Genomic DNA, 15,663 nt, shown 5'->3' with positions numbered 1-15,663 from the left:
TGTCCATCACCAGCTTGTCACGCGGCTGCTGTCGGATCGCCACGGCATCCAGGCCCGCGGCGGCTGCGCCTGTGCGGGCCCCTATGTCCACCGTCTGCTGGGCATCGGCGAGGCCGAGTCGGCCCGTCTGCGACAGGCGATTCTGGCGGGCAAAGAGCTTGAGAAACCGGGCTTTGTCCGCCTGAACCTGTCGCCCCTGATGAGCGACCGCAAGGTGCAGGTCGTGCTGGACAGCGTCTCCGAGCTTTCCCGCACTGCCCCCGAGCTTGCACACTATTACGAATGCGACGTAGAAACTGCAATCTTTACGCCAAGACAAAAACAAAGGGCGTGAAGAAGGGGCATACTACTTGGTCGTTCCAATCCTTCCGACCGAGCATGGTAAACTTTTCTTGACATGGTTTTCCGTTATGTCAACATCAACTCCGCAATGTCGGAGGAAGTTCGCCACGATGAAAGCTGACCGTCTATCGCCTTGGGCTACCTTGCCCCCCTTTGGGGGTCGGCGCCAGCCGTTTTTTGCCCTGGCAGGTCACAACGATGCTGGACAGTGCCACCGAGCACCTGTCCTGCAGCAGAACTGTAATCCGACAGAGGTGAGACAATGACAAGCCAGGGCCTGCATCAGCTGGAGGCGCGACTTGCACGCGACCTGGAGGATCTCTGCTATCCTCCAGCAAACTGGGTCCCAGGTCGGGATCATGCCGGCGAGGATGTGGCCGATGCCGTCATCGTCGGCGGCGGGATGTGTGGCCTGGTGGCTTGGTTCGCGTTATCGCGCGCCGGCATCCGCAATGTCCGCATCATCGACCGCAACCCGGCGGGGCAAGAGGGGCCGTGGGTCACCTATGCCAGAATGGAGACGCTGCGTTCGCCCAAAACCCTGACCGGGCCAGCATCGGGCCTGCCGTCGCTGACCTTTCAGGCCTGGTATCGGTCGCAGTTCGGGCAGGATGCTTGGAACGCCTTGGACAAGATTCCGCGGCCGATGTGGATGGACTATCTGTCCTGGTACCGCCGCGTCCTACAGATCCCTGTCGAGAACGGCGTAACGCTGGACCACGTCGAACCCGCGGATGGACTGCTACGGCTGCATTTGACGGGTGCGGCCCAAGCGTCGATCCTGACGCGCAAGCTGGTCATGGCTACCGGCCGCGACGGCACCGGCGCGCCCCAGATCCCCGATTTCGTGGATGGACTGGACTGCGCCCTCTGGGCCCATTCCTCGGACCCGATCGATTTCGCGGCGCTGAAGGGCAGGCGGGTCGCGGTGGTGGGCGTCGGGGCTTCGGCCATTGACAATGCGGCAGAGGCTCTCGAGGCAGGGGCGGCCGAGGTGCGTCACCTGATCCGCCGGGCCAGAATGCCCACCATCAACAAGTTCATGGGCATCGGAAGCTATGGGTTCACCTGCGGCTATGCGGGGATGACCGACGCCTGGAAATGGCGCTTCATGCGGTATTCCTTCGAAACCCAGACGCCGCCGCCGCGCGGATCGACGCTGCGGGTTAGCCGCCACGCGAACGCGCATTTCCACTTCGGCAAGGCCATCGCGTCGGTTCGCCAGGCGGGACAAGGGATGGCGGTCCATTTCACCGACGGGACACGGCTTGAGACCGACTTCCTGATCCTGGGCACCGGCTTCACCGTGGACCCGATGTCGCGGACCGAATTTGGAGAGGCCGCCTCGGATATCCTCTTGTGGCAGGATGTCTATACACCGCCCCCGGGCGAGGAATCGCGGGATCTGGGGCTGTTTCCCTATCTTGGTCCGGACTTCACCTTCCGGACCAAGCGGCCCGGATGCACTGACTGGCTGGGCCATGTCTACTGCTTCAACTATGGCTCGACCGTCAGCCTGGGCAAAACCAGCGGCGACATTCCGGCGGTATCGATCGGCGGCGAATGGCTGGGCCGGGAGATGGCCCGAAAGCTGTATCTGGAGGATATCGACCACCATTGGCAGGTACTGCAGGACTATGCCTCGCCCGAGTTGATGGGGGACGAATGGCAGGCCAGCGATCTGCCCGTTGCCTCGCTGTCCCATGCCGGTTGAAGGAGCCCGAGACATGAGCCTGACCACCAGCGTCACGGCCGCCGCCGCAATTGCCCCCGGATCGACGGTCGAGGCCGAAATCCTGAAGCGCCGCGACATCTTTGAGAAAACCCAGGCCGCCGAGGATGCCGTTTTGAGCCCGGCCGATCCGGGCGGTCTGACCCGCGACTTGCGCCACGCCCTTGCGGCCCGCATTGCCGCCCTTCATGGAGAGCACGCTGAAGCTACACGATACGCGGCTGGCGTTTCCGATGAGGTTTTCGCGGCCCTTGCCCGACCGGGTGTAGCGTCGGGCGACCCGCGTGTTGCCGCGATGCTGGTCTTTACCGACGCCGTCAGCACGAACCCGCGCGACATGGTGGCGGGCGACGTCGCAGCACTTCAGGGGGCCGGCATTTCGGATGCGGATATTGTCCGGCTGGCCGAACTGAACGCCTTCCTGGCTTATCAGCTTCGCCTGATCGCCGGGTTGCGCCTGATGGCGGAGGGGGCATAATGAAGGACGAGGTGATCCGCCGTTTTACGCGAACCGTGCCGGAGTGGCGGCCGCGCGTCGTGCCCGTGAAGCTTGCCGAAGCCACACAAGATCAGCTAGACGCGCTGCAGGTTACGCCATCGAATACCAAGGTTTCAGACTATGTGCTGGTGCTGGCTCACGACGTCGAAACCCTGAAGGTTCGCTCTCCGCTGTTCAACGCGATCATGTATGGCCAGGGCGGTCTGTCGCGGGCCGAGCGGGAACTGGGCGCTCTGGCGGCGTCCGTGGTGAACCACTGCATCTATTGCGCAGCCGTGCATGCCGACCGCCATGCGCAATTGTCCAAGGACACGGCCGTCACCGACAAGCTGTTCACGATGGGCGAGAAGGCCGATCTGGAGCCGCGCGATCGCGCGATCCTCGATTTTGGCATGAAGCTGGCGCGGACCCCGCAGCAGGCCACGGCAACCGATGTGGCGGCCTTGCGCGAGGCAGGGCTGGACGAGGGCGAGATCCTGGATCTGGTGCTGTCATCAGCGTTGTTCGGCTGGGCTAACCGGCTGATGCACATTCTGGGTGATCCGGTCCGTAAGACCGGCTGACAACGATCAAAGGGAAAGGCGAGACATGGCTGTGACGGGCGAAAGACTAACCGTGGGAATTGCAGGCGCCGGGGCCGTCGCCTTTGCTACCGCGGCCTTCCTGGAAAACGAAGGTCATCACGCGATCCTCTGGTCGCCCTCGGGGAAAAGCACAGCCCGTCTGGCCGCCGGAGAAATGCTGACTGCCAAGGGCGCGCTTGAAGGCCAGTTTGCTCCCGGCATTGCCCCCACGGCGCAGGATCTGGTCGCGGCATCCGACGTCGTCCTGCTGGCCTTACCCGGATATGGCCACAAGGCAGTTCTGGACGCCATTGCCCCCCATCTGCGTGAAGACCAGCCGGTCATCATCAGCTCTCATGCCTCATTTGGGGCGCTCTACCTGCTGGACAAGCTGGCCGCCCGCGGCGTCAGAGTGCCGGTGACGGTCTGGGGCACGACGCTGGCAACCGCTCGCCAGCCGGACTTAGCGACGGTTTCGGTCAATACCATCCGATCCAAGATAGACTGCGCGACAGTGCCCGTCTTGCAGGCCGAGCAGGGGCTGGCGCTTTGCCGCCGCCTGTTCGGAGACCGGTTCGTGCCGCGCGACGACCTGCTGGCCATTGCGCTTTCGAACCTCAACCCGCAGAACCACATGGGCATCGCACTGTGCAACATGACCCGGATGGAGCATGGCGAGACCTGGAGCCAGGGCGGCAACGTCACTCCCAATGTCGGCCGCCTCATGGAGGCTTTGGACGCGGAGCGGGTGGCCATAGCCACCGCCCTGGGCCTGAAGGTCCGCACCATCTTCGAACATTATCATCTGTCCTATCATGTTCCTATCGCCTCGATCGCCGAGATGAACGCGGAACTTCATGAAAAGGGCATCGGCGGGCAGGGTCCCGCCACCGCCGACAGTCGCTATGTAACTGAGGATGTGCCCTATGGTCTGGCCGTCACTGCGGCACTCGGGCGGATGGCTGGACGTCCGGCGGTGCTGCACCAAGCTGGAGTAGATCTATTCTCTGCCATGTATGGTCGTGACTTTCTGGCCGAGAACGAGCTTCTGGCTGCGATAGACCTGGAACGCCTGACGTTGCAAGACCTTCGCCAAGCCTGTCAGGATGGTAAAATCCCTGCAAGTGACAAGGTGGGCGCCTGAACCCGCCGTAGAAGATCCTAGCCCAGCCTGACCCAACAGAGAGTGAGGATATCACGATGACCAAGTTTCACCTTAACCGCCGCCGCTTTCTGCATGGCACTGCCCTCGGCGCGGCAGCCCTAGCAAGTCCCGCCTATCTGCGCCAAGGCCTTGCACAGACAGGGGGCGAACTGAATATTTGGACCTACAACAACTTCGTTCCAGACGACTTCAAGTCGCAGTTCGAATCCGATACCGGGATCAAGGTGAACATCCGGCTGGTTGATGACCAGGGTAAGCAGTTCAACCTGCTGGCGGCCGAACAGCCGAAACCCACTGTGGACATCCTGACCGTCGCGGGACACCGCTATCTGCAGTTCATCGATTCCGATCTACTGGCACCGATCGACACGGGGCGCCTGACCAATTGGGGCAATATCAATCCCATCTTCTCGGAAAGCGACTGGGGCACGATCCGCGACAATAAATGGGGCGTGCCGATCCTTTCGGGAGCCGAGGTTCTGGCCTACAACACAGAGGTCGTCAGCCCGGAGGAGGCCCAGACCTGGGATACGCTCTTCTCGGACAAGTACAGCCAGCAAACAGCCTATATCCTGCAGGACATGATGTCCGTGCTCATGTTGGCGCGTGGCTATGACGGCAACATGATCGAGTACCTGAACGACGAGACCGAAGCTCAGCGGATCGTCACCGAGATCCGCGATTACCTGATTGAGCAGAAGCCGAAGGTCCGCAAGTATTACGATGGCGGCGCCGAGGTGCAGCAGATGTTCGTCAACCAGGACATCATGTTGGCTCATGCTTGGAACGGTCCGATCGCCACGCTGATTACCGATGGCTTCCCGGTGGCGATGACCATCCCGAAGGAAGGCAGCTATGGCTTCGTCTACACGCTGAACGTCGCCAAGGGCGCGCCGAACGCGGACAACGCCTATCTGTTCCTGAACGCCCTGCTTGCGAGCCCTGAGATTGGCGCAAACCTCAGCCGCAGCTCGGGCTTTATCTCGACCTTTAAGGACGTCGAGCAGCACCTGACCGATATCGAGCGCAAGGCCACCTCGTTCCCCGAGGAGCAACTGGCTGGGCTGCAATTCTTCCGCGCCGAGGCTAACGAGATGAAGTACCGCTTCATGGACCCGGCCGTCGAACAGATCAAGGCTGCCTGATCGCCCGCAGGGGCGCCGGCTTGGCGCCCCTGTCATCTGCACCGTTCTGACCCGCCGGTCAGGCCAAGCATGGGCTTCGCCTCACATGACCTACACCACCGAAACCGGCACCGCCGGCAAGACCGATCGCACAGGGTTCTGGGGGCGGCTCAGCACCTTCGGACCTTATGTCGCGCTGACTGACATCCTTCTGTCATCACCCCGACGGCAGTTCTGGTTCCTGTTGGCCATTCCGATTCTCTGGGTTTTCATCACCCACCTTGGGCCGATCCTGCAGATGCTGAATGTCAGCCTGCTGAGCAGCTACCCCCCCAGTCCCAACAAGGTGTCCGTCTATACGTTGGAGAACTATCGAAAGTTCTGGTCCGACAGCATCTTCATCACGCCCTTCATCCGGACGTTGGTCTTCTCCTCAGTGCTGACGCTGACCACGCTGATTATCATGTATCCGGTCGCCTATTTCCTCGCCCGGCACGTGCGACGCGACCGCCAGATCCTGTTCCTGATGCTGCTGCTGATTCCCTTCTGGGTGGGCGAGGTGGTACGGATCTTTGCAATGATGATCCTTCTGGGCAACAATGGCGCGCTGAACATCCTGCTACAATGGCTGGGCCTGACGGAACGTCCAATCCCCTTCATGTACACGGGCTTTTCGCTGAGCGCGGGAATCATCTACCTGACCGCGCTCTACATGCTGATGCCGCTTTATTCTGCGCTCGAGAAGATCCCAGCAAGCTATTCCGAGGCTGCGGCCGACCTGGGCGCGGGACCCTGGACGCGCTTTCGCCGCATCACCCTGCCGCTGTCGCTGGAAGGGATCGCCTCGGGCTGTACGCTGGTCTTCCTGATCTCAACCGGGATGTATGCGACGCCCGTCCTTCTTGGCGGTCCCAGCACCACGCTTTTCTCCGAGGTCATCGCGGGGTTCTTCCATGTCGCGGGCGACCAGTGGCCGGTGGGCGCGGCGTTTTCCTGCATCATGCTGCTGACCGCCCTGGCGCTGTCGGGCGGGTTCAACAAGCTGATGGGCTTTCTGGCCGGGAGGGTAAGCAAATGACCCGCAACACGCGCATCCTGATGCAATGCATCTATTGGGCCTTCGTCATCTACCTTCTGGTGCCGTTGTTCCTGATGATGCTGATGGGGTTCAAAGATTCCAAGTTCATCGGCTTTCCCATCAAATCGTGGACGCTGGACTGGTACATGACGGTCTTTGCCGACACCGCTGTGCTGCAAGCCTTTGCCTATTCCATGGTGATCGCCGTCGTCTCGACCCTGATCGCTCTAACGATGGGCACATGGATCGCCGTCGCGCTGACCGGGCGCAGCTTCTGGGGCCGGGCCATTATCCTGGGCCTGACACTCCTGCCAGCGATCATTCCCGGTGTCATCTCGGCCATCGCCTTCCGCATTGCCGCCCGCGTCGTCGGGATGGAGCCGGGCATGTGGGCCATCATTTGGTCGCATGCGATCCACAACGTGCCATTTGTCGTCCTGGTCGTGATGGCGCGCTTGTCCACCATGCCCAAGAGCTATGCCGAAGCCGCGCGCGACTTGGGGGCGGATCCCATCATCGCCTTCTTCCGCGTTTCTCTGCCCTATCTGACGCCTGCCATGATTGGCGGGGGCGTCTTCTGCATGCTGCTGAGCTTCGACGATTTCGTCCGCTCATTCTTCCTGGGCGGGTACGAACCGACGCTACCGGTCCTGATTTTCGCCAAGCTTCGCTCTGGCATGTCGCCAGAGATCAACGCCATTTCCACCATCGTCCTGGTGCTGACCGCCCTTCTCGGCCTCTGGGCAGAGCGGTCGATGCGCGGACTGTCCAAGAGGGCTTCACATGACTGACGCAAGGGACCCGATCGTCCGCATCGAGGGCGTGACGAAGGCGTTCGGAAGCTTCACCGCACTGCACGAGATGAACCTGTCCATCGCCAGCGGCGAGTTCGTGACCTTCCTCGGCCCTTCGGGCTGCGGCAAGTCCACCACGCTGCGGATCCTAGGAGGGTTCGAGACGCCCAATACCGGCCGGGTGATCCTAGACGGGCAGGACGTAACGGCGCTGCCACCGAACAAGCGCAACGTGAACATGGTCTTTCAGGATTATGCGCTGTTTCCCAACATGACCGTCCGGCGCAACATCGCCTTCGGCCTGGAACTGAAGGGGATGGGCAAAGCGGCCATTGCGGCTCGGATAAGCGAACTGGCATCGTTTCTGGAACTGACCGCCTATCTGGACCGCCGGCCCGACCAGCTGTCGGGTGGCCAGCGGCAGCGCGTAGCCTTGGCCCGCGCACTGGCACCCGATCCCGCGCTTCTGCTTCTGGACGAACCCCTAGGCGCCCTCGACGCCAAGCTGCGCGGTCAGGTTCAGGTCGAATTGAAAGCCATCCAGCGGCGAACCAATAAGACCTTCTTCTTTGTCACCCACGATCAAGAAGAGGCGCTGACTATGTCGGATCGGATCGTCGTGATGAACAAGGGCCGGATCGAACAGGACGGCACACCTGAGGATTTGTATTTTCGTCCCGCCAGCCGCTTCGTGGCCGAATTCATTGGTGAGACGAACCTGCTCACTGGACAGGCAATTGGCAGGGACCAAGACGTCACAGGCTTCGACTGGCAGGGCAACCGGCTGCGCGCCATCGCCTCTCCGGGGGTGGGAGCAACGGCCACGACCGCCTCGCTGCGGCCCGAGCGCGTGCAGGTTGCCCAGGAACGGCCCGGCACCGACAACGCGGTCCAGGGCCGAGTCGTCAATCGGCTGTTCAAAGGTCACCGGATGCTGCTCGATGTTGCGGTCGGCAATACGGTGATCCAAGCCTATACCGATACGGACCGAGGCCGTGCCATCGAAGACGGGCCAGTCTGGTTGGGCTGGAACGCCAACAGCCTGACATTGCTGGCCGACTGAGCCTGACCACGAAACCGGGGGACTACTGCTTCGTCCCCCGCCAGGAACCAAAATGCAGGATATCACGCATCGCAGGGTTCTGAACATTGCCCTGCCCATTCTCGTGTCCAATGCCACAATTCCACTGCTGGGGCTGGTCGATACCGCCGTTGTGGGCCAGATGGGGGCCGCAGCACCCATCGGGGCCGTAGGCTTGGGCGGGATCATCCTGTCCACCGTCTACATGCTGTTCACCTTCTTAAGAATGGGAACCTCGGGGCTGACGGCGCAGGCCCATGGGCGGGGCAGCCCGCGCGAAACGGCTCTGGTGCTGCACCGCGCGTTGCTGATCGCGGCCTTGGGAGGGGCGGGGCTGATCCTTCTGCACCTGCCGATCCTCACGGGCGCTTTTGCGCTGTCGCCCGCCTCAGCCGAGGTCGAGGATCTGGCACAAAGCTATGTTTCGATCCGCATCTGGGGGGCGCCTGCCACCATCGCCGTCTATGCCATCACAGGCTGGCTGATTGCCTTGGAGCGGGCGCGGTCGGTGCTGATGCTGCAATTGTGGATCAACCTGATCAATATTGGGTTGGACGTGCTGTTCGTGATTGTCCTGGGCCTGGGCGTGCCGGGCGTGGCAACCGCGACGCTGATCGGCGAATGGTCCGGGCTGGTTCTGGCGCTGTGGCTGTGCCGCGACGCCTTCCGGCCCGCTCTGCGATCAGGCTGGGCCGAGATTTCAGAGCGCGTCGCGCTGAAACACACCATGGCGATGAACGCCGACCTGGTGCTGCGCTCGCTGCTGCTGCAGGCCAGCTACACGTCCTTTGTGTTCATGTCGGCAGGGCAGGGCGATGTGAGCTTAGCCGCCAACCAGGTGCTGCTGCAGTTCCTACACCTCTTTTCCTACATGCTGGACGCCTTCGCCTTTTCGGCCGAGGCCCTGGTGGGCCAGGCAGTCGGCGCCAGAAAGGTCAGGGCGCTGCGCCGCGCGGCAGTGCTGTCGGGCAAATGGGCCTTCGGAGGTAGCCTGCTGTTGGCCGCCGCCGCTATTTTGGGCGGTGCGCAGATGATCGCGCTGATGACTACCTCGCCCGAGGTGCAGGCGGAGGCTGAGCTATACCTCATATGGGTGTGGATCATGCCGCTGGCCAGCTTCGGCAGCTTCATCTTCGACGGCATCTTCATCGGCGCCACCCTGTCGCGGCAGATGCGCAACGTCATGTTTCTGTCGCTGATGCTGTATCTTGGCACGATCCTTGCCACCTTGCCGATCCTCGGCAATCACGCGCTTTGGCTCGGTTTGGTGGTGATGAGCATGGCGCGCACCGTGCTGATGGCGCACAGCTATCCGCGGGTCGAGGACAAGGCCCGCGTCATGCTCTAAGAGTGTCGTGGAGCCCTCAGCTGTTCTGGACGATCAGAATGGCGCGGGCGGGCCCGTCGACAGCCTCAACTCGGTGCGGCCGGTCCGCGAAATAACGGGCGGTGTCACCCACATTTAGACGTTGGCTTTCGTCGCCTGACGTAACCTCGATGCAGCCGTTCAGAAGCGTTAGATGTTCGCGGCATCCCGGCCCATGCGGATCGCTGATCAGCTTGCCCCCTTCGCCAAAGGTCACGTCATAAACCTCGTGTACCCCCACAGCCTCGGCGGGCGACAGGATGCGAATGCTGACGCCTTGCCCTCGACCACCGATAACTGGCGCAGCCTCCGCCCGGATGACCTCGATTACAGGGTTCTTGCGAGCGTCCAGAAGGCCCGCGAAATCGACCTGCAGCGCCTGCGTCAGGTTCCAAAGTGTTGCAACCGTGGGACTGGACTCGCCTCGCTCGATCTGGCTGACCATCGACCGGCTGACGCCTGACAACCGGGCAACCGCATCGAGACTGAGACCCTTTGCCGTCCGTGCGTCTTTCAGTGAAGCTGCAAGGCGATCGTGAATTTCAGAACGCAGGGTCATGGATCATCCCGAAAAGAAGAAAAAGCTTTTGCAACAGGCGTTCACCAAGGTCGAACGTGACGCAATATCGCCAAGCTGACAACTGCATCCATGAACATGGTCATCATAATATGAGAGGCACGAGAAGCTTCTGCCACCATGCTTCATTGTTGGAGCACCGCTTTGCCGTTCCATAACACCCGTTAGGCGCCGAAGCGGTTGTAGGCGCAGAGTAGAACTGTCGTGAACTGGCAAAGTTGATTTGTCGCCCTTGCCCTGCTGCCGGAGCCTTGCGCGCAGGATGTGACACAAGGGCATTGGCATGGGACTTCTCCTGATGAGCGAACGCGAGCTTCAGCGGATCGAGGTTTTGGCGCAGGTCCTGGACGGCAGCTTGCGGTCAGCGACAGCTGCCAGTCTGCTTGGCCTCAGTCAGCGGCAGGTGCAACGCCTGCTCGGCAAGGTGCGGGACGAAGGCGCCATGGCGGTGCGCCACAAGCTGCGCGGCCGACCCTCGAACAACCGCATCAGCGCTCTCAAGCGCGATTACATCCTGTCCCTGATCCGCAGCGATTATCCTGATTTCGGACCGACGCTGGCGGCTGAGAAGCTGGCCGAGCGGCATGGCATCCGCATCTCGTCGGAGAGCCTGCGGCAATGGATGATGGCGGCCGGGCTTTGGCACAGCCGAGCGCAGCGGCACCGTGTTCACCAGCCACGGCTGCGCCGGCAGGCTTTTGGCGAGTTGATCCAGATCGATGGCTCGGATCATCGCTGGTTTGAGGATCGCGGTCCGGCCTGCACGCTGCTGGTGTTCGTTGATGATGCCACCGGAAAGCTGATGCAGATGCGCTTTGTCCCTTCGGAGACCACCGAAGCTTACTTCGGAGCCTTGGAGGGCTACTTGATGGAGCACGGCCGCCCCGTCGCGTTCTACTCCGACAAGCACAGCATCTTTCGCATCAACCGTCCCGAGGTCCGCAACGGACATGCCATGACGCAGTTCGGCCGGGCCCTGGCGGAACTGAACATCGAGATCCTGTGTGCCAATTCCTCGCAGGCGACGGATGAGATTGAATAGACCCTTTCGGTGTGTACGTGCTATTTTCTGCAATGCAGGCGACCACGGGGCAAAGGACGGGGTGTGAGGTTCAAACCCCGGCGCGTGGCCAGATCATTGACGTTCCTCGTTTGTGGCGCCTGCACCGCGATCCGGCCCTCGCTTTCGCCAGCCCTGGGTCAGGTGCCGATAGTCACACTCGGCCTGATCCGCAACGGCCTGATCGGCTTGTCGGCGTTCCGGGAGGTTGTACGCATAGGTGGCACCGCGTTGGCCGCGCCGTGCGGGTAGACCGGCAGCCAGTTCCAATGACCGCATCTTTCGAGTCATCAGCGCCGGCCGCACCCAGGTGTAGTCTTCGCCTTTTGTCAGCATGTGCCAAATCAGAACGGTCAGTTTCCGGGCCACTGCCACAACCGCAATGTGGGTGCCGCGGCGTGCGCGGATACGGTCGTAGAAGGCCCGCAAGGGACCTGGGACGCGAATGGCTTGCCACGCTGCTTCGACCAGGAGATGACGAGCGCCCGATGGCCCACGCTTGGTGATCCGGCCATGATACGCCGGCCCTTCGCCGGATTGTCGGACGCTTGGGTTCAATCCGAAGTAGGCGACCAGTTTGTCGGGGCTGTCAAAACGTTCAATCCGGCCGATGGCCGCCATCACGCCGACTGCCACAACCATGTCGATGCCGGGCGCAGTCATGATCCGCTTGACGTCCTTATCATCCAATGCGGCTCGGGCGATGTCCTTCTCGACGCCTTTCTGAGCCTCGGTCAAGCGGTCATACTCGTCGATGTGGCGCGCGATTGCCTCGCGTTCGTCGTCGGGCAGATACTGCGCCTTGAGCCAGGCTCGGCCCTTGATGCCAAAGAGATCCACATGGGGGCAGCGGGGGACGAGATGGGCGTGCAGGATGGATTGCACGATCCCTTTCAGACGGACCCGCTGTTTGACGAGCTGGCTCCGGCGTGTGACCTGGCGCCGTCGCGCCAGTGTGACCTCGTCCGGCACCCATACCTCCGGCAGAAAGCCTGCGGCGTAGAGCTGTGCCAAGACGCGGGCATCAATCTTGTCAGTCTTGGTCTTCGCTTTGGCGATCAGGTATACTTGCAGCGGATTGGCGACCCCCACGCGCGCGACATACGGCGTCAGGATTTCGACGAGTGCCGTGGCGTTCCCTGTCGCCTCGACAATCACGTGATCTGTTTTCTTCAGTGTCGCAGCGAAAGCGGCCAAGTGCTCGCGCGTCATCCCGATCCGCCCAAGACGCGTGAACTCCGCACCTTCAAGCGCCACCGCCTCCGCAAAGACCCGGTGAATGTCCAAACCGATGATCCTCATGCTTTCCTCCCCTTCTTGGAGCGAATGAGTCTTCATTCACGGGAGCGGCGGGCACGCGGCACCTACAGATCCGCGCTCGCAGCGCATCCGGGCGGGCCGCAGGGGCGACCACTTAAGGGCTCGGGGTCGCGGCCCATGCTTGTTGATCGGTCTGTCCGCACTCACGTGCTCCCGGCGCCCCAGAACCCGGATGGTCTCACCATAACGCCAATCCTGAAGATTCGGCAGGGTCTCGAGGCGCCACTCTCATCATGCCGGATAAGGGTCGCGTGGAGCGCGCCAACCGCACCCTGCAGGACCGCTTGGTCAAGGAACTGCGGCTGGCCGGCATCAGCGACATGGTGGCGGGCAATGCCTTTCTGCCGGGCTTCATGGCGCGCCACAACGAGCGCTTTGCCTGTCTTCCTGCCCGGTCTGATGATCTGCACCGGCCGCTGAATGTGCCGGCATCGCGGCTCCGCGAGATCCTCTGCATCCGCGATCAGCGCCGGCTCAGCGGCAACCTGGTGGTCCATTACGAGCGCAGGAAGTTCATTCTGAATGACAGCGCGCACGCCCGCAGCGCCATCGGTCAGTATGTCGAAACCTACGCCTTTGCAGATCGGCCGCTCGAGATCCGCTGGAAGGGCATGTTACTGCCCTACAGGGTGTTTGACCCCAGCCAGCAGCGGGTGACCCACGCCAGCATCACCGAGAACAAGCGGCTGGCCGAGGTGCTGTCCTACATCATGGTCCAGCAGCAGACCAACCCGCCGCAGGTCGGCCCTGTGGGCAAGCAGCGAGACTACTACACGCCGACCGGCAAGCGCGGTCGTGGTCGAAAGAGCTGGCTCAACAAACGCGCCGAACGACGCGCGGCAGAAGCTCAGGCTGCGCAGCTCCTGCAACCACCTGCACAATGACGATGGGCTCGAATAGCCCTCAGCCACGATAGCCGAAACCTGCAAACAGCGCGCTGTCGCCGGCCCCGTCCCTACGGCCCTTGTGCTGGAGAGCGGGCCGGGGCCGGCTTATCGCTCCAAGCCCCATGCGACATTTCTAAATGGTCCACGAGGCGACATTTTAACTTGGTGACAACAGCGGTACTCGGACGATTGGCAAAGATCGGTGAAGGAGAGGGCAGGGGGGATGGCGGAAATGATGCCGGCGAGACACACCGCCTAGCAGGCTATGCCGCCACCCTGAAGAATTTCTCGAAGAGAACACAGGCGCCTCCTAATCTCGATCTATCCGCCGCCGGTGCTGCCGGCCAACTGGGTGCCGGCCCTGCGCATGCGGGTGCCGGCATTTCCTTGTGGGCCATCAGTCGACGAAGCGCTTTTGCACCGTCGCAACGTTTTCTTGATCATCCTCTTCTGCCATCGTGGATGTGACCATGGGGGATTCAACCGGTCGTCGCAACACCGCCGATCATATCCACTTTCAGCAGCCGGTCGAGTGCCTCTGCCGGTGTTTGCCAGCCGAGTGTCTTGCGCGGACGTGTGTTCAACGCATGGGCAACAGCGCTCAGTTCGTCGGCGCTGTGCCGGCTAAGATCCGTTCCCTTGGGAAAGTATTGGCGCAGCAGGCCATTGGTGTTTTCGTTGCTGCCGCGCTGCCAAGGGCTTTGCGGGTCGCAGAAGTAGACGTCGAGGCCGGTATCGATCCGGAGCCGGGCGTGTTGCGCCATCTCCGCGCCTTGGTCCCAGGTCAGTGATCTGCGCAAATGTGCTGGCAGTTCCATGATAGTGCCCGCAATGGCGTCGCGAACGGCTTCGGCGCCATGACCAGCAAGGGCCGGCCCATTCCTGAGGGACTTGGCCTTGCCATGATCCTCCATCCGCGGCAGATGCAGCAACATTGTGAAGCGCGTGGTTCGCTCAACCAAGGTGCCGATCGCCGAGCTGCCGAGACCAAGAATGAGATCGCCCTCCCATGTGTGGATACCTCGGTCGGTGCAAGCTTTCTTTTGAACGGTTCGAACATGTGATCGGGTACGGTCATGTGTCAGGCCTCGATGTGCGGCTTTGACAATGCCGCGGGCCGGTATGGCGATGCGAAGGTTGGGTCCATATCAATGAGCCCGAGCTGCAAGCTCTCTGGGAAGGCCTGGTTTCCCCAACCTCGATCTGGTCGATCGTTTGTCCTTACTGGTCAATGTCCGTCTCACACCTGCCAGCCCTTACCGTGTCACACGGCCAGGGCAGGGTCTCGATAGTCCTCCTGTTTCGTCATCACCGCCCAGATCGCGCGGGCAGTTTTGTTTGCCAAGGCGATGGCGACCAGCATCCGAGGCTTGCGCGCCAGCATCTGCTCGAGCCAGGACCCTTTGGGAGGGCCGTTTTTGATCGCCCATCTGACCCGCGTCATCGCGCCGATGATCAACAGCCTTCGGATGTCTCGTTGTCCCATTTTGGAGGTCCGCCCTAGGATTTGCCGGCCACCGGTCGACTTCTGGACGGGGACGAGACCCAGCCAGGCGGCAAAGTCGCGTCCCCTTCGGAACCCTTCCATCGGAGGAGCGAACGCCTGGATAGCCATGGCGCTGATGGGTCCGACGCCCGGAGCCGTCTGCAGGCGGATCGTCTCTCGTTCCCATGCTGACCCGCCTCATGCTCGCCCCCGAACGGATTTGCTCCGGGAACATTTCTAGTGACGCAACACCTCATCTGTGGGGAACAATTCTGGCGAGGCAATGCGGTCCTTTGTTCTGGTTGTCGTCGCTGGTTGTCGCTGGTGTTTCAGCCCGGGCCCTCTTGTTGGCTTTCGCGGCACGCTGACGGTAACTTTGGGCGTTCATCTCGAGGATGGTCGCGTGATGGACCAGACGATCGATGGCGGCGACGGTCATCGCCTTGTCGGGGAAGATCTGGTCCCAGCCACTGAAGGGCTGGTTGGCGGCGATGGCAATGCTGCGGTATTCGTAGCGCCGGGCAATCAACTCGAAGAGCACGCTGGTTTCGGCCTGGTCCTTGTGGGCATAGGTGATGTCGTCGAGGAT

General features: G+C 61.9%; 12 protein-coding genes and 5 pseudogenes. 12 read left to right on the top strand and 5 right to left on the bottom strand.

Annotation, left to right across the window (positions count from 1 at the left end; translation table 11 throughout):
- The 10 genes and pseudogenes from OU682_RS21230 to OU682_RS21185 all read left to right on the top strand — a co-directional run.
- A pseudogene (locus OU682_RS21230) lies at positions 1-334 on the top strand (aminotransferase class V-fold PLP-dependent enzyme); the annotation flags it as partial.
- Positions 335-604: 270 nt separating this feature from the next.
- Entirely contained in the window at positions 605-2,056 is a 1,452-nt protein-coding gene (locus OU682_RS21225) for an NAD(P)-binding domain-containing protein (RefSeq protein WP_268944205.1), read from the top strand.
- Positions 2,057-2,069: 13 nt separating this feature from the next.
- A complete protein-coding gene (locus OU682_RS21220) occupies positions 2,070-2,552 on the top strand; it encodes a carboxymuconolactone decarboxylase family protein (protein ID WP_268944204.1) in 483 nt (160 codons plus the stop codon).
- The gene (locus tag OU682_RS21215; protein WP_268944203.1) at positions 2,552-3,136 is read left to right on the top strand and encodes a peroxidase-related enzyme; all 585 of its coding nucleotides are present in this window, start codon (positions 2,552-2,554) and stop codon (positions 3,134-3,136) included. The genes OU682_RS21220 and OU682_RS21215 overlap by 1 nt, the downstream gene beginning before the upstream one ends.
- Before the next feature lie 25 nt (positions 3,137-3,161).
- Positions 3,162-4,280, top strand: a complete 1,119-nt coding sequence (locus tag OU682_RS21210; protein WP_268944202.1) for an NAD/NADP octopine/nopaline dehydrogenase family protein — start codon at positions 3,162-3,164, stop codon at positions 4,278-4,280.
- Between the two features lie 56 nt (positions 4,281-4,336).
- Positions 4,337-5,446: an ABC transporter substrate-binding protein gene (locus tag OU682_RS21205; protein WP_268944201.1), complete on the top strand. Its 1,110-nt coding sequence runs from the start codon at positions 4,337-4,339 to the stop codon at positions 5,444-5,446.
- An 85-nt stretch (positions 5,447-5,531) separates the two neighbouring features.
- Positions 5,532-6,503, top strand: a complete 972-nt coding sequence (locus tag OU682_RS21200) for an ABC transporter permease (protein WP_268944200.1) — start codon at positions 5,532-5,534, stop codon at positions 6,501-6,503.
- The gene (locus OU682_RS21195) at positions 6,500-7,294 is read left to right on the top strand and encodes an ABC transporter permease (RefSeq protein ID WP_268944199.1); all 795 of its coding nucleotides are present in this window, start codon (positions 6,500-6,502) and stop codon (positions 7,292-7,294) included. Before OU682_RS21200 ends, OU682_RS21195 begins: the two co-directional genes overlap by 4 nt.
- Positions 7,287-8,360 carry an ABC transporter ATP-binding protein gene (locus OU682_RS21190; RefSeq protein ID WP_268944198.1) on the top strand — a complete coding sequence of 358 codons (1,074 nt, stop codon included), beginning with the start codon at positions 7,287-7,289 and terminating at the stop codon, positions 8,358-8,360. The genes OU682_RS21195 and OU682_RS21190 overlap by 8 nt, the downstream gene beginning before the upstream one ends.
- A 52-nt stretch (positions 8,361-8,412) precedes the next feature.
- A complete protein-coding gene (locus OU682_RS21185) occupies positions 8,413-9,726 on the top strand; it encodes an MATE family efflux transporter (protein ID WP_268944197.1) in 1,314 nt (437 codons plus the stop codon).
- A 16-nt stretch (positions 9,727-9,742) separates the two neighbouring features.
- On the opposite strand, the gene OU682_RS21180 is transcribed toward OU682_RS21185, so the two are convergent.
- Positions 9,743-10,303 (bottom strand): helix-turn-helix domain-containing protein, encoded by a 561-nt coding sequence (locus OU682_RS21180; protein ID WP_268944196.1) that lies wholly within the window; start codon positions 10,301-10,303, stop codon positions 9,743-9,745.
- A 301-nt stretch (positions 10,304-10,604) separates the two neighbouring features.
- Between OU682_RS21180 and OU682_RS21175 the strand changes: the two are divergent.
- Positions 10,605-11,360: pseudogene (locus tag OU682_RS21175) on the top strand (ISNCY family transposase); the annotation flags it as partial.
- Between the two features lie 96 nt (positions 11,361-11,456).
- Here OU682_RS21175 and OU682_RS21170 read toward each other — a convergent pair.
- The gene (locus OU682_RS21170; protein ID WP_268944195.1) at positions 11,457-12,683 is read right to left on the bottom strand and encodes an IS110 family RNA-guided transposase; all 1,227 of its coding nucleotides are present in this window, start codon (positions 12,681-12,683) and stop codon (positions 11,457-11,459) included.
- Positions 12,684-12,943: 260 nt separating this feature from the next.
- On the opposite strand from OU682_RS21170, the pseudogene OU682_RS21165 reads away from it, so the two are divergent.
- Positions 12,944-13,585, top strand: a pseudogene (locus OU682_RS21165) (transposase family protein); the annotation flags it as partial.
- A 482-nt stretch (positions 13,586-14,067) separates the two neighbouring features.
- On the opposite strand, the pseudogene OU682_RS21160 reads toward OU682_RS21165, so the two are convergent.
- The 3 genes and pseudogenes from OU682_RS21160 to OU682_RS21150 form a co-directional block, all read right to left on the bottom strand.
- A pseudogene (locus OU682_RS21160) lies at positions 14,068-14,598 on the bottom strand (IS30 family transposase); the annotation flags it as partial.
- A 254-nt stretch (positions 14,599-14,852) separates the two neighbouring features.
- Positions 14,853-15,248, bottom strand: a pseudogene (locus OU682_RS21155) (transposase); the annotation flags it as partial.
- A gap of 79 nt (positions 15,249-15,327) precedes the next feature.
- On the bottom strand, positions 15,328-15,663 hold a 336-nt coding region (locus OU682_RS21150), incomplete at its 5' end, for an ATP-binding protein (RefSeq protein WP_268944194.1).

The organism is Paracoccus benzoatiresistens (assembly GCF_026913015.1).
Lineage (GTDB): Bacteria > Pseudomonadota > Alphaproteobacteria > Rhodobacterales > Rhodobacteraceae > Paracoccus > Paracoccus benzoatiresistens.
This window is presented reverse-complemented; position numbering and strand designations above follow the sequence as displayed.

Bases quoted from the DNA above. Each gene is read 5' to 3' on its own strand.
- OU682_RS21225 (WP_268944205.1), top strand. From the start codon at position 605: ATGACAAGCCAGGGCCTGCATCAGCTGGAGGCGCGACTTGCACGCGAC.
- OU682_RS21220 (WP_268944204.1), top strand. From the start codon at position 2,070: ATGAGCCTGACCACCAGCGTCACGGCCGCCGCCGCAATTGCCCCCGGA.
- OU682_RS21215 (WP_268944203.1), top strand. From the start codon at position 2,552: ATGAAGGACGAGGTGATCCGCCGTTTTACGCGAACCGTGCCGGAGTGG.
- OU682_RS21210 (WP_268944202.1), top strand. From the start codon at position 3,162: ATGGCTGTGACGGGCGAAAGACTAACCGTGGGAATTGCAGGCGCCGGG.
- OU682_RS21205 (WP_268944201.1), top strand. From the start codon at position 4,337: ATGACCAAGTTTCACCTTAACCGCCGCCGCTTTCTGCATGGCACTGCC.
- OU682_RS21200 (WP_268944200.1), top strand. From the start codon at position 5,532: ATGACCTACACCACCGAAACCGGCACCGCCGGCAAGACCGATCGCACA.
- OU682_RS21195 (WP_268944199.1), top strand. From the start codon at position 6,500: ATGACCCGCAACACGCGCATCCTGATGCAATGCATCTATTGGGCCTTC.
- OU682_RS21190 (WP_268944198.1), top strand. From the start codon at position 7,287: ATGACTGACGCAAGGGACCCGATCGTCCGCATCGAGGGCGTGACGAAG.
- OU682_RS21185 (WP_268944197.1), top strand. From the start codon at position 8,413: ATGCAGGATATCACGCATCGCAGGGTTCTGAACATTGCCCTGCCCATT.
- OU682_RS21180 (WP_268944196.1), bottom strand. From the start codon at position 10,303: ATGACCCTGCGTTCTGAAATTCACGATCGCCTTGCAGCTTCACTGAAA.
- OU682_RS21170 (WP_268944195.1), bottom strand. From the start codon at position 12,683: ATGAGGATCATCGGTTTGGACATTCACCGGGTCTTTGCGGAGGCGGTG.